12 protein-coding genes are annotated in these 14068 nt (G+C 39.5%); 8 read left to right on the forward strand and 4 right to left on the reverse strand.

Annotated features, from left to right (window positions below):
• Positions 1-50: 50 nt before the first annotated feature.
• From AC3M61_RS09445 to AC3M61_RS09460, 4 genes are all read right to left on the reverse strand, one after another.
• The gene (locus AC3M61_RS09445) at positions 51-1535 is read right to left on the reverse strand and encodes a sensor domain-containing diguanylate cyclase (RefSeq protein WP_500780598.1); all 1485 of its coding nucleotides are present in this window, start codon (positions 1533-1535) and stop codon (positions 51-53) included.
• Between the two features lie 110 nt (positions 1536-1645).
• Positions 1646-3361, reverse strand: a complete 1716-nt coding sequence (locus AC3M61_RS09450; RefSeq protein ID WP_500780693.1) for an ABC transporter ATP-binding protein — start codon at positions 3359-3361, stop codon at positions 1646-1648.
• A gap of 123 nt (positions 3362-3484) precedes the next feature.
• On the reverse strand, positions 3485-4768 hold the full coding sequence (locus AC3M61_RS09455) for a Glu/Leu/Phe/Val family dehydrogenase (RefSeq protein WP_500780599.1): 1284 nt from the start codon (positions 4766-4768) through the stop codon (positions 3485-3487).
• A gap of 248 nt (positions 4769-5016) precedes the next feature.
• The gene (locus AC3M61_RS09460) at positions 5017-6684 is read right to left on the reverse strand and encodes a formate--tetrahydrofolate ligase (protein WP_500780600.1); all 1668 of its coding nucleotides are present in this window, start codon (positions 6682-6684) and stop codon (positions 5017-5019) included.
• A gap of 192 nt (positions 6685-6876) precedes the next feature.
• On the opposite strand from AC3M61_RS09460, the gene AC3M61_RS09465 reads away from it, so the two are divergent.
• From AC3M61_RS09465 to AC3M61_RS09500, 8 genes are all read left to right on the forward strand, one after another.
• Positions 6877-7944: an adenine nucleotide alpha hydrolase family protein gene (locus tag AC3M61_RS09465; protein WP_500780601.1), complete on the forward strand. Its 1068-nt coding sequence runs from the start codon at positions 6877-6879 to the stop codon at positions 7942-7944.
• The gene (rnc, locus tag AC3M61_RS09470) at positions 7896-8555 is read left to right on the forward strand and encodes a ribonuclease III (protein ID WP_500780694.1); all 660 of its coding nucleotides are present in this window, start codon (positions 7896-7898) and stop codon (positions 8553-8555) included. Before AC3M61_RS09465 ends, rnc begins: the two co-directional genes overlap by 49 nt.
• A 19-nt stretch (positions 8556-8574) precedes the next feature.
• Positions 8575-9444 (forward strand): site-specific tyrosine recombinase/integron integrase, encoded by an 870-nt coding sequence (gene xerA, locus AC3M61_RS09475; RefSeq protein WP_500780602.1) that lies wholly within the window; start codon positions 8575-8577, stop codon positions 9442-9444.
• A gap of 172 nt (positions 9445-9616) precedes the next feature.
• Positions 9617-11725 (forward strand): RelA/SpoT family protein, encoded by a 2109-nt coding sequence (locus tag AC3M61_RS09480; protein WP_500780695.1) that lies wholly within the window; start codon positions 9617-9619, stop codon positions 11723-11725.
• 2 nt (positions 11726-11727) lie between these two features.
• Complete coding sequence (gene dtd / locus AC3M61_RS09485; RefSeq protein ID WP_500780603.1) at positions 11728-12177, forward strand: D-aminoacyl-tRNA deacylase; 450 nt, start codon at positions 11728-11730, stop codon at positions 12175-12177.
• 30 nt (positions 12178-12207) lie between these two features.
• Positions 12208-12840 (forward strand): epoxyqueuosine reductase QueH, encoded by a 633-nt coding sequence (locus tag AC3M61_RS09490; protein ID WP_500780604.1) that lies wholly within the window; start codon positions 12208-12210, stop codon positions 12838-12840.
• A complete protein-coding gene (locus tag AC3M61_RS09495) occupies positions 12837-13610 on the forward strand; it encodes a DUF4940 domain-containing protein (protein WP_500780605.1) in 774 nt (257 codons plus the stop codon). The genes AC3M61_RS09490 and AC3M61_RS09495 overlap by 4 nt, the downstream gene beginning before the upstream one ends.
• Positions 13582-14043: an ATP-binding protein gene (locus AC3M61_RS09500; protein WP_500780606.1), complete on the forward strand. Its 462-nt coding sequence runs from the start codon at positions 13582-13584 to the stop codon at positions 14041-14043. The genes AC3M61_RS09495 and AC3M61_RS09500 overlap by 29 nt, the downstream gene beginning before the upstream one ends.
• Positions 14044-14068: the final 25 nt, after the last annotated feature.

Below are 14068 nucleotides of genomic sequence, written 5' to 3' on the forward strand. Positions count from 1 at the left end.
CCTTTCCTATCACCTTTGCACAGCTTTTGCCATGTATTACTACACACCCATTAGGTATTATTGCTTTTTGTTTTATTCTTCATTTCGTACATCCTTTTATCGACTTCTTTGTAAATATCGTCTATCGTCTCAAATTCCGAGATTTCTAACATACCATACGATATAGAAATATTCTTATCTTTCAACGATTCCACTATTCTTTTCATTACCAGTTCAGCGTTTTCAACAGTTGTTTCTGGAAAAACCAGGACAAATTCATCACCACCATATCTTGCTACCAAATCCATCATTCTTATGTTCTTATATATCGTTTCAACTAAGTTTTTTAACACTTCATCCCCATACACATGCCCGTATGTGTCGTTAATTTTCTTAAATTCGTTAACATCAAGGAAGGCAACCGTTGTCTTTGAGTTTGTCCGTTTACATTTGCTCAATTCCTTTTCTAAAAATTGTTCTAAAAACCTCCTGCTATACGCTCCTGTAAGGTAGTCCTTTATCGATAGTTCGAAAAGTTTCGTTCTTTCCGTGTTCAATTCATCCAGTATTTCGATAAACCTTAGTGCGAGGGATATAAAATGAGCTATCTTGTCAAAAATAGCAAGTGTCGACTTTGAAAATTGGTCTTCGCCCTGCTTTTCAAACAAAATAACTCCTTTGGTTAATCCACGAAATGATACTGGAACACCATAAATTGTGAATACCTTGGTTGTGAATCGCCTTATATAGTAAAAGTTGTAACCATCACTTAAAGAGGTATCTTTTTCAGAATTCTTGATGTGAACCTTCAGACCCTTGTCAACTATATACCTCGAGAGTATTTTTTCATCAGGTTTAACAACGAAACCGCTTCTATCATCTTCGTCTGTAAACTTGAAATACGGGTAGTAAAGTTCACCCGTCGGTTTTAGTATACCTATTCCAAAGATATCAACAAGTCCGTAATTAGCAAGTATTCTTTTGATAGCTTCACCAAGTTCATACAAATTTATAGTTTCTTTTGAAAAATGTTCATCGAAAATCTCGCTGAGCTCAGCTAATATAGTTACTTCTAAGTTCGATAGCTCGTTGGAGACATCTTTGGTTGTTAAGACAACGTGCTTCTTACCGTTGAGGTGTTTTCTGTAGTATTTTATTTCAAAATACTTCTGACCAATTTCTTTCCTCCACACTCCAGAATACTCCGATGCTTTTGCCTCGCGTTGTTTTTTAATCTCGGTTAGCATATCGTAAAAGACTAAATACCTCTCTGGGTGAGAAAACAATTCATCTAAGTCCTTTTTATTTCTTATATCAATCCCTGCAAGACTTGCATGCTCAAGTAGAATGCTATTGATATACACCAACTCATCATTAATCCAGATTGCAATTCCCAATTTTTCACCTTCTAAAACTATTCCCAGTCCGCTGACAAATTCGTTCAGTGACTTTTCGCTCTCTGTTTTCTCTTTCAGTTTTCGTCTATTTATCACAAAAAGAACAAACAAGATAGCGATAAGCAAGAAACAAAAAGCAAGAATAACCTTCAGCAGCACTTTACTCACTCCCTCGAAAAAACAATGCCAAGGTTAAAAAATCCCTCGGCATTATTTTATCACAAATATTTCAAATTTTGTGAACACATTGACATTTGTCTTTTTATTATTTATTCGTCTATAACCAACTGTTTTTTATACATCCTTGCATACAATCCATCATTTTGCAAAAGTTCGTAGTGGGTTCCCTTTTCTAATACCACGCCCTGGTCAAGCACGTAAATAACGTCAGCATTTCGGAGTACTTTGAGCCTATGGGTTATTATTATCATCGTCGACCCTCTCATTTTGCTTCTTAGAGTTTGAATAATCTCTTCCTCAGTCTCCGGGTCGACTGCTGATAAACAATCGTCGAATATATAAACATCTGCCTTTTTCATCAATGCCCTTGCTATCGTCAACCTCTGCCTTTGACCACCAGAGAGCATCACGCCGCGCTGTCCGACAATTGTATCGTATTTGTCAGGGAATTTTTCAACATCTTCTTCAACGGCTGATAATTTTATGTATTCTTTCACCTCTTCTAAGTCAAATTTCTCCATAGCAAAAGCTACGTTCTTTGCTACAGAGTCGGAGAAAAGAAAACTCTCCTGCGGGACATAAGAAACAAGTTCGCGGATATCGTGAGAGTGAATGTCGTTGATATCTATTCCATTGATGAAGACTTTCCCTCTGTCGACAGGATAAAGTTTGCTGATGATTTTTACCAAAGTTGATTTCCCACTTCCTACTGTCCCAACGATACCAACGAACTGACCGCGCTTCATTTCGAAATTAATACCCCTTAATACATATCTCTCCGTTCCAGGGTATTTGAACCAAAGGTCTTTGACAGATATCTCATCTATTCGATGTATTTTGACAGGCTCTTCTGGTTCAATAACTACTGGTTGCGCATTGCTTATCTCTTTTAACCTTTGCAGAGAAGCACGCCCTTGTTGGATGACATTCATAACCATGCCGTAAGCGGTAAGAGGCCATATTAGCATCCCTATGTAACTGTTGAAAGCAACGTAATCGCCTAAGGTCACCGTACCTTTTATAACCATGGGTCCGCCAACGATAAGTGCCAAGAAAAATGCGAGTGTTCCTATAAAATGCACAAGAGGCCACATGATACCCCATATACGTATCAACGACATCGTCGCTCTGAAATGTTCTTTTGCCTTTTTGTCGAAAAGCTCCTCTATCTTTGGCAAAATTGAAAAGCTCTTTATTATCCTTATACCATCCATAGTCTCTTCTGTATAACCACTCAGTTCCATGTAAACATCTTGCGTGTATCTTGACCTTCTAAAAATAAGCCTTCCAAAAAGCAATGACACTAAGATTATTCCTGGTAGAGGGATTAACGCTGTCAATGTTAATCTCCAATTGGTAGATGTCGCCATGAAAAATATCGTCATTGAGCTCATAAAAAGGGCGTCTGTTAATTGCACAACTCCTATTCCCAGCATTCTTTCAACTGTGCTCACATCGTTTGTAAAATATGCCATTATATCTCCCGAGCGGTGTTTGTCAAAAAAGTGCATGTCCAAACTCAGTATCTTATCAAAAAGGGTTCTCTTTGCGTAATAGTCAAAATAACGAGCACTTCCCATTATGAAATAGCGCCACCAAAACCTTCCAAGTAGCATTCCAAACGCAAGTGCCAGAATGGTAAAAACAAATAAACGCACTTCAGAAACATCTTTTATTGTCTGAAGTGCATTAATAGCCTTCGCTATAACTTTAGGAACAAAGAGTTGGAGCATATCTATTACGATAAGCGATATGATGCCAAAAATGTAAAAATGCCACCTTTTCCTTAGAAATTCTCTAAACACGCGCATACCACTCCCACTCAAAAGAACTGAGAAAGTTTGTTTTACGAACAATATTATAGCACATGTTGTAAAAAAATGGAGCCCCAAAAAAATGGGGCTCCATCGATTTTTTGTCAAGTTTAATTACATTGGGTAGTATCCTCTTTCTTTGACTGCGTTAGCAACCCTGCTAATTGCAACGATGTAGGCTGCTGTTCTCATGTCTGTATTGTATTTTTCTTTCGTCTTGTAAACTTCTGCGAATGCGTTGACCATCATCTTTGTGAGTTTCTTTCTGATGTCGTCAATGTCCCAGAAGAACGTTTGCAAGTCTTGGACCCATTCGAAGTAAGAAACTGTAACACCACCAGCATTTGCAAGGATGTCTGGAACGATAAGAACTCCTTTCTTTATGAGGACCTCTTCTGCCTCTGGTGTCGTTGGACCGTTTGCACCTTCGACGATGATTTTTGCTCTGATGTTATTTGCATTCTTTTCTGTAATTGCGTTTTCAAGTGCTGCCGGGACGAGGATATCAACATCAAGTTCAAGAAGTTCTTCGTTTGTAATTGGCTTCGCTTTTGGATAACCCTTTATGAGCCCATTGTTTGCATCTCGGTAAGCGATGAGGTCATCGATATCAAGACCGTTTTCGTTGTATAGTCCACCGCTAACGTCACTGACAGCAACAATCTTTGCACCAAATTCTTCACTCAAAATCTTTGCTGAATATGAACCAACATTACCGAAACCTTGGATTGCTACCGTAGCTTTGGATATATCTTTTCCAAGAACTTTGCAAGCTTCGTTAGCTGTAATCGCAACACCGCGACCTGTTGCTTCCGGTCTTCCTTCTGAACCACCGAGGTCAAGTGGTTTTCCTGTCACAACACCGAGAGCTGTGTAACCAACGTTCATACTGTAAGTATCCATATACCAAGCCATTATCTTCGCGTTTGTGTTTACATCTGGGGCGGGAATGTCCTTGTGAGGACCAACCATCATCTGAATTTCTGAGAAGAACCTTCTGCTGAGTCTTTCGAGTTCTTTTTCGGACAACTTTGTAACATCTACCCTAACGCCACCTTTTCCACCGCCGTATGGGAGGTTCATAACCGCACACTTCCATGTCATCCAGAAGGCAAGAGATGCAACTTCATCGAGGTTCGTATCTGGGTGATACCTGATACCACCTTTTGCTGGTCCTCTGGCTGTGTTGTGCTGGACCCTGTAACCTTCGAATATTTCCACTCTTCCATCGTCCATTACTACTGGGAAGTGAACTTCCAAAATCCTCTGTGGCCAAAGCAGGAAGTTACCGATGTTTGGGTCAAGTTCCATGAGGTCTGCCGCCTTTAAGAACTGTTTCTGTGCATTTTCATAGAGTGGTCCGAATGGTTTGAGGTTTCCCATCGTGCTCAACTTCATCTTTTCACAACCTCCCTGGTTTTTAATGCTGGCATGCCAATCCACCAGCGTTTTTGAATGCCTTGACATGTTTATCATTTCCAAGTCTATTATCTTTTAGCCTGATGAAACTATCAACTTTCATTTTGTGAAGGGTATCACATTTAGATTGAAAAAAGTCTGAAAATCTTCTTTTTTCTCACAGATGTTTATTTATCTTTGGTTATGCATCCATATACTACTGTTGTTTTAGAATAGACTAAAATAATTTAGAACAGACCTGTGATTTCTCCATTTTCGTCTATATCGATATTTACAGCGGCTGGTACTTTTGGAAGACCTGGCATAAGCATAATTTCTCCCGCTAAAGCAACCACAAACCCTGCACCAGCGCTGATTTGGAAGTCCCTAATTGTAAATTCGTATCCTTTTGGCGCGTTTATCTTCTTTGGGTCATCGGAAATGCTATTTTGTGTCTTTGCTATTATAACTGGGTAATTTCCAAACCCGTTCTTCTTAAGCATACTCAACTTTGCTTTCGCTGTTTCTGTGTATGTAACCTTTCCTGCACGATATATTTCTTTCGCTATTAGCTCTATCTTCTGCTCAACTGGTAAATCCATAGGAATAAGAGGTTTGTAGTTGCTTGGTGTACTTTCTACTGTCTCTACAACAGCTCTTGCAAGTTCGATAGCTCCTTCTGAACCTTTCGCAAACGCTTCGTTAACCACACATTTAACCGGGCTGTTTTCCATCACGGCATCGATTTCTGCGGGTGTATCGGATTCAAATCTATTAAGTGCAACAACGATAGGAACTCCGTATTTCTGCAAATTCTCAACGTGAACCTTTAAATTTTCCATACCTTTTATCACTGCTTCCACATTTTCTTTAGAGAGCTCTTCTTTAGCAACTCCACCGTGGTATTTTAGAGCTCTAATAGACGCAACCAATACAACGGCGTCAACAAATAATCCACCGGTTGGTGCCACAAAATCCAAGAACTTCTCAGCGCCAAGGTCTGCTGCAAACCCTGCCTCAGTCACAACGTAATCGGCAAGCAAAAGTGCAAGTTTGGTTGCTATAAGTGTGTTTGTTCCATGGGCTATATTAGCAAAAGGTCCACCGTGAACAAATGCCGGTGTGTTTTCGATAGTCTGAACAAGGTTTGGATTAATGGCATCTTTCAACAAAGCAGCTACCGCACCTTGCACACCAAGGTCTTTTACCTTGATAAGACCTTTCTTTTCACTTTGGGCAATAACTATCTCTCCAATTCTTCTTTTCAAATCAGCAATGTCAGAAGAAAGGCACAAAGTTGCCATTATCTCAGAAGCGGCGGTGATTAAAAATCCATCTTCTCTTGGATATCCATTCGCACTTCCACCTAACCCAACGACAATTTGCCTAAGTGCTCTGTCATTCATATCCATAGCGCGTTTCCAGTAAACCTTTCTTATATCTATTCCCAATTCATTACCGTGGTTTACATGTGCATCTATCATCGCCGAGATTAGATTATGTGCTGCAGTAACTGCGTGTATGTCTCCGGTAAAATGCAGGTTTATGTCCTCCATCGGTAAAACCTGCGAGTATCCTCCACCAGCTGCCCCACCTTTGACCCCGAAGACAGGACCTAACGAAGGTTCCCTCAACGTAACTATTGATTTTTTACCGATTTTGTTGAGAGCCATTGATAAGCCTATACTCGTTGTCGTCTTTCCTTCTCCAGCCGGAGTTGGTGTGATTGCGGTAACGAGGATTAGTTTTCCTTTTTTCTTTCCTTGCTGCTCGAGTTCTTTTAAATACCTATGGTCAACCTTAGCAATGTAATTTCCGTAAAGTTTCAATTTCTCCTCAGGAATACCCAAACTAAAAGCAATTTGCCTTATATCTTTCAACTTCGCACTCTTTGCAATTTCAATATCCGACAGCATACTATCACCTCCATTTCCAAGTTTACCACACCTTTATTGTTATTAAAAGCACCGAAAGTCCCAGCAAAAGTGTTTTTTCATGATTATTTTCGTATATTTTTCACAATGTGTATGTCCTATTCAATTTTGCTTTCAGATATGGTAAAATATTGAAAAACAAAGAAGAAAAACAAGAAAAAGGAGGCTTGATTCGTGGCTGTAAAAACAAAAGAAGAAATCTTAAATGAAATAAAGCAAGTTTCAAATGAATACGGCAAAGACTTTGTTATAGCGTTTTCTGGAGGGATGGACAGCACAGCTGCAGCATTACTTTGTGCCGAGGCGTTGGGAAAAGAACATGTTGAACTTGTTCACGTTGTATATGGTCCTTATACGTATTCAAACGCTTTAAAGATTGTTTCTGACTTTGCACAAAAGCACGGCTTTAAACTTACTTTCGTAGAAAATCTGGGACAAGAGAAGATTTGGAAAACGGGACCATCGTGCAATATGTGCACGAAAACAGTTAAAATGGGGACTGTCCTGAATTATGCAAACGGTCGTATAGTGGTAACTGGCTCGAACTCGTCAGATACCTGGGGTAAAACCGGGCTGAGGGTATTCAATGGGATGTACGCTCCACTTGGTGATTTAAGCAAAGACGAAATACGAGAAATTCTTAGAAGCTATGGGGTTACCATAAGAAGAATAGGGGAACATTCGACAAGAGAAGGATGTAAATTGAAACATCTGTTGAAACCCATGACTAATCCTTCTTACCATGGGCAGGCAACTGCTATTGCAAATGAGTTGGTTTTGAAATACTTTCCAGAGGGAAACGAGATTGCAAATGTCAAGATAGTGGGGCCTTTGTCAAAAAACATCGCAGTCATTAATGTTAAACCTTTTAGAAATGAGGTCTACGCCCTTGCTGATGAATTGAGAAAGGTAGAAGTTATCGACGAAGTGATTGTCGCCGACAAACCATTAGTTTTAGTAGTAGTTGCAAATCCTTCGATTTATAGGGTCGAGGAATCAAAATTTTGGATAGCGGAAGGTAAACTTAAGCCCGAATTTGCGGTGCCTATCAAAATAGAATGGCATGAATCAAAAAACAACAAGCTCAGGACTTTTCACGTTGTGGAGGTGCGTGAATGGACGACTTACGAGAACGAGAAAGAAGAGTACTGGGAGAATTACAGGAGAAACTTGGATATCATTTCAAAAATCCAATGCTCTTGTTCAATGCCCTCTGTCACTCCAGCTACGCCTACGAAGTAAATCAACTTGGAAGGGACGTAAAAAATAACGAAAGGCTGGAGTTTTTGGGCGATGCGGTAGTTGAACTTGTGGTCTGTGATATACTATATAACAAATATCCAGATGCAACAGAAGGTGAAATGGCAAAGACCAAGGGAGCCGTTGCCAGCGAAGAAGTTCTTACCGAGATTGCAAGCCAGTATGAACTCGGTAAGTACATCTTCCTTGGCAAAGGTGAAGAAAAGACTGGTGGTCGAACACGAAGTAGTATAATAGCAGACACGTTCGAAGCAGTTTGCGCAGCAATTTACCTTGACGGTGGATTAACAAAAGTGATGGAAGTATTCGGCGAAAAGTTCGAAAAAGCTATAGAAGTCTTCCTAACCGGTCAACGCATCTTTGATTACAAAACGGCTTTGCAAGAGATAACCCAGGAAAGGTATAGAGAGTTGCCCGAGTATAGAACGGTTAAGCAAGATGAAAACGGTAGGTTCGTTGTTGAGTTGTATCTCCAAGGTCAAAAAGTTTCAACAGGCACTGGAGCATCGAAAAAAGATGCAGAAAAAGATGCTGCGAAAAAAGCTTACGAAATACTGACAGCTATCGATCAAAGTGCTTCTAACTCCAACTAATTTGATAACAACTGGAGGGATGGAAATCGACATCGGAGCGTTGTTGAGAACTTTCGAAGATTACCTGACGCATGTTAGGAGAAGTTCCGAAAATACGGTTAAAGCATATATGAAAGACATAAAAAGGTTTTTTGATTACTTGGGGAAATCTCCCAAACAAATAGAACGTGCCGATGTCGAACGGTTCATAAAAGCACTCTCCAAAGGGGAAATCACAGGAGAGGTAGTTACTGAATCAACCGTCTCAAGGTATATCTCATCGCTTAGGTCCTTTTTCGATTACCTTGAACTCATTGGTGTTGTTGAGGAGAATCCAATGGAAAGAGTCCGTCATCCTCGATTAAGGAAAAAGATACCGAGCTTCTTAACACTTGAGGAAGTCAAGGCGCTTCTTTCCGTCTACGATGAGGAAAAAAAGCTAAAATACAAAGCCATACTTTCACTTTTGTATTTCTGCGGACTTAGGGTAAGTGAGCTTTGCAACTTACGTGTTGAAGATATTTCGTTTTATCCACCGTATGTCAAGGTCGTAATGGGTAAGGGAAATAAAGATAGACTCGTGCCAATAAGCGAAAATATCGTTCCGCTTCTAGAAAAATACGTGGAAAGGTATAAACCAAAGATTTATTTCTTTGAAAACAAAGGTCAACCACTGCATCCATCAACAGTTTTCAGAGTCGTCAAACGAGCTGCACAAAAAGCAGGGATAACAAAACACATACATCCACACACACTGAGACATACATTTGCTACACATTTGGTTATGAATAATGTTAACGTAAAAATCGTTCAAGAATTACTCGGACATGCAAATCTGAGCACTACAAGTATTTATCTGCACGTTGCAGATAAAGAGAAATTCGATGCAGTGAAAAAGTTGGTTATATGAGAAATAAAGAAAGTTGGTTATATGAGAAATAAAGAAAGAGGGTATTTTTTTGGGCAAGTGGGAACCTGGGGAAAACTCCTATGAGATTAGGACTATTGACAACGTAAGCTCACGAGTTACCCAAAAAACCGAATCATTCAAAGAACCTGGAAAATACGATTGCAAAAAGTTCATATCGGAAATAGAAACGCTCCTTGGAAGACAACTTACAGATAAGGAGAAAGATGTGCTTTGCCTTGCTTTCGATACGGCAGAAATCGCTTACCAAGGTCTTTACAGAAAGTCAGGTGAGCCTTTCATAACCCATCCAATAGAGGTGGCAAAAATAATAGCTTCATTAAAACTCGACGTGGATAGCATAGTGGCCGCACTATTGCATGATGCTATTGAGGATAGTGAAGGTCGAGTAACTTACGAGATGATAGAAAAGAAGTTCGGAAAAGAAATTGCTCAGATAGTTGATGGGGTTACAAAAGTTAGTAGAATAAACGCTCCTGTTGGAAATGTCGAGCAAAAGAAAAAGCTTGAAACTATTCAAAAAATGCTTTTCGCAATGGCAGAGGATATAAGGGTGATATTTGTCAAGCTTGCAGACAGACTCCATAATATGCGAACAATAGATTTCGTCGAAGACGAAGAGAAAAAGCGATACAAAGCAATGGAAACACTGGAAGTATATGCACCTATCGCTCATAAGCTTGGTATAAACGTTATTAAGTCTGAGCTGGAAGACTTGAGTTTTAAGGTTCTGTATTACGATGAATATCAAAAGATAAAACAATTAGTAGCGCAAAAGAAAGTAGAAAGGGAAGAAAGGTTAAAGAGTTATATCCAGCAACTTCAGACCGCTTTCCAGGAGCATAATATCGATGCGTTAGTCGAAGGAAGGTATAAACACTACTACAGCATTTGGAAAAAGATGATTCAGAAAGGCAAAGATTTCAACGAACTTTACGATTTAATGGGATTGCGCGCTATCGTTTCAGATGTTACAACCTGCTACACGGCTGTTGGTGTTGTTCACAACCTTTGGGTCCCACTACCGGGAAGGTTCAAAGACTACATTGCCGCACCAAAATCAAATGGCTATAGGTCTATCCATACAACTGTCATTACCCAATTTGGAGAACCATTGGAAATCCAGATTCGTGATAAGCAAATGCACGAAGAAGCCGAATACGGTCTTATCGCACATTGGGCATACAAAAGCGGTGAAGGGATTGTAGATGTAAAACAAAAATGGATTTTGAGGCTTGCCGAATGGCGTAAAGAACTTTCACAGGGATACGCCAGCCTGGAAGATTTGAAAAAGGAATTGCAAATGTCAGAAGTTTTTGTTCTAACACCAAAAGGCGAAATCATCCACTTACCTTACGGTGCAACCCCTATAGATTTTGCTTACGCAATCCACACAGAGATAGGTCACCATTTTGCAGGCGCAAAGGTCAACGGGAAAATAGTGCCTATCGATTATCAATTAAACAACGGGGATGTTGTGGAAATCATTGTCAACAAATCATCACCTGGTCCGAGCCTTGACTGGCTAAGATATGCAAAAAGTCCGCGAACAAAGGCAAAAATTAAGAGGTTCTTTAAAGAAAAAGAAAGAGAACAACTTATAGAACGAGGAAAAGACGTTCTTCGAAGAGTAGCTAAGAAGTTAAACATCTCCATCGAAGAACTTTTACAAAAACCAGAGATAAAAAAATACTTGACTGCACATCAAATCGACGAGGAAGAATTCATCACCAGGCTTGGAGATAAAACAATCACCCAAGATGAACTGATGTTGATAGTAGGTTTTAAAGAACAGCCCAAAAAGAAGGTAACAAAAGCAAAGAAAAAATCACCTGCATCACTTGTGATTGTCGATGGACTTGAAAGTCTTGAAACACTATTTGCAAAATGTTGTAACCCAATCCCAGGTGATAAAATAGTCGGAGTTGCAAGTAAAAGGGGCATTGTAATACATAGGTCCAATTGTCAAAATGTTGTAGGACTCGGACCAGATAGAAAATTCCCAGCTCTTTGGCGCTCGGATGTAACAGCTCAGTTCGGTGTCTTAGTAAAGATGGAACTTGATAAAAAAGAAAGAGTTCCAGAGTTGCTTTCAAAGACTATGGAAAGAAAAATCGAAGTAAAAAACTTTAAGTTTGAAGCTATAGAAGACGATTTTGTGATAATATCACTTAATGTTATCGTCAAATCACTTGACGAACTCGAACAAATAATGGACTACTTCAAATCATCACCAGGCGTTAGAAAGGTGGTTCGAGGATAGATATGCGTGCTGTTGTTCAGAGAGTTACAAAAGCGAGCGTCACAGTAGACAACGAAGTTATTGGAAAAATTTCAAACGGTATAGTTATTCTGCTTGGTGTAGGAAAAGACGACACCGAGGAAGATGCCAAATACTTGGCAGAAAAAATCGTGAACCTCAGGATTTTCGACGACGAAAACGGTAAAATGAATCTTTCACTGTTAGATGTCAAAGGGCAGGCACTTATTATTTCTCAATTCACACTTTACGGCGACTGTCGCAAAGGTCGCAGACCTTCGTATTCCGACAGTGCTCCACCAGATTTAGCAAAGGCTTTGTACGAAAAGTTCATCGAATTGGTGAAAAACTACGGTGTTCATGCGGAAACTGGAATATTTGCTGCACATATGCTTGTGGAAATACATAACGATGGTCCGGTGACTTTGTTACTTGATTCAAAAAAGGTGTTTTGAAACCTTTCTTAATGTCTTTAGGAGGCAGACATGTCTAAGCATCTGTACAGCAACAAGGACAACTTTTTTATCGAAAATGACGTAAAGAGCTGTCATTTGCTCCACGTATGTTGTGCACCTGATTTGATAATTTCTTATTTATCCGGTGCACGTGGTGATATTTTCTTCTACAATCCTAACATACATCCAAAAGCTGAATATGAGAAACGATACGCTGAAGTCTTTAAAACTGCTGCACTCTTTAAAATGAATGTTCTGAAAGTTCCTTATAATCCTGAGCAGTTCTTCATACTCACTAAAGGATTAGAAAATGAACCAGAAGGCGGGACAAGGTGCGAGATTTGTATAAAGCTACGACTCGAAAAAACAATGAAATACGCAAAAGAAAATGGATACAAGAGCGTTTCCACAACACTAACAGCTTCTCCAAAGAAAAATGTAGAAATGATTGTGAAGATAGGAAAAGAGCTGGAAAATAAGTACGGGGTTGAATTCTTACCTAATGTATACCGAAAAAGTCCACTCTATAACGATGCGCAAAAGCTTATAAGGAAAATAGGTATTTACAGACAAAACTACTGTGGTTGTATTTTCTCAATAAGAACTTCCGTTACGACAGCTGCTCAAGAAACCAAAACTGTAAAAAGTGGGGTCGAGGTATGAAGATATACTACAACTTAGAAGAAGTTGAGGAACATAAAAGGTCCTACGCATCGATTGCTTTTGCATCTAAAGTCAGGGTTGAATATGAACATGCTGGCGAAAAACATGCCCTCATCCCCGTAACTATTGGAGACTTTACGGTGCTTATTGAAATTGACGATGATAGAGAAGTATTCAATACTTTGTTGAACGAGCACATCAAAAACTCTATCCTGAAACAGTTTCCATATCCGGAAGAGATTAGAGAGTTAGCCAAACATTTTCGCACAGAATTGAAGAATTTCAGAATTTTGGTTGTGAAATACAATAGTGTCGAAGAAAAGGAATTCTCAAGGTATTCACTGTCCAATATAACATTCGGTGTGGTGTCCTATAATAACTTTGATGTCCATTTACTACCAAGCAACGTAAAAGTCAGACCAAAGCCTGGATACTGTCTTTCGCATGTTGTCCAAAAGCCCGAAGAAGGTATCAGGCAAGCATTCTTGATAGCCCGGTGGTTTGGAGGTGGCAGCTACGACCAACTTCCCAAGTTGGCGCTTGAAAATACTAACATTGACCTTGGGAAGTGGACAAATCTAGTCAAATACATTGTTCTGTCAGATTTTGAAGAGAGGTATTTTTCTGGTATAATAAAAAAGCTAAACGAATTTAGAAGCGAGACATACTTTGACCCATTTGCAAAGCTTGAAATGATATCACTTGGCATAATACTCGCCAGGTCAGAGGGAGGAGGTAACTTTGAACCAGACAGTTACGATATCGTTTAGAGCACTCACTGAGAATATAAAATTAGCAAGGGCTGTGATACATACTTTTCTAACATTCCGGGGTGTATTCGATAAAGATATATTTGACACAGAGTTAGCTGTAAATGAAGCTATAGCAAATATAATCCAGCACACATACAAAGGTGAACCAAATTACGTGGTGATGACCCTGAACTGGATAGAACCCGATACACTTGAAGTGTTACTCCGCGATTTTGGTCCGAAAGTGGACCCAACGAAAATCAGACCACGAGATTTAGATGATATCAGACCCGGCGGACTTGGGGTTTATATAATCCAACGTATCTTCGAAGTTATGGAATTTCGGAACGTAAGCCATGGGAATTTACTTTACCTAAAACGCTCGTTCTTAATACCTCCTAAGAAGCAGGAAGATGGGAATTTGAATAACGAGCCATACAGAGAATATTGAAGCCTTTCAATCGCCAAATTTTGCT

The organism is Fervidobacterium sp., from assembly GCF_059913585.1.

Bases quoted from the DNA above. Each gene is read 5' to 3' on its own strand.
- AC3M61_RS09455 (WP_500780599.1), bottom strand. From the start codon at position 4,768: ATGAAGTTGAGCACGATGGGAAACCTCAAACCATTCGGACCACTCTAT.
- AC3M61_RS09460 (WP_500780600.1), bottom strand. From the start codon at position 6,684: ATGCTGTCGGATATTGAAATTGCAAAGAGTGCGAAGTTGAAAGATATA.
- rnc (WP_500780694.1), top strand. From the start codon at position 7,896: ATGCTCTTGTTCAATGCCCTCTGTCACTCCAGCTACGCCTACGAAGTA.
- xerA (WP_500780602.1), top strand. From the start codon at position 8,575: ATGGAAATCGACATCGGAGCGTTGTTGAGAACTTTCGAAGATTACCTG.
- dtd (WP_500780603.1), top strand. From the start codon at position 11,728: ATGCGTGCTGTTGTTCAGAGAGTTACAAAAGCGAGCGTCACAGTAGAC.
- AC3M61_RS09490 (WP_500780604.1), top strand. From the start codon at position 12,208: ATGTCTAAGCATCTGTACAGCAACAAGGACAACTTTTTTATCGAAAAT.
- AC3M61_RS09495 (WP_500780605.1), top strand. From the start codon at position 12,837: ATGAAGATATACTACAACTTAGAAGAAGTTGAGGAACATAAAAGGTCC.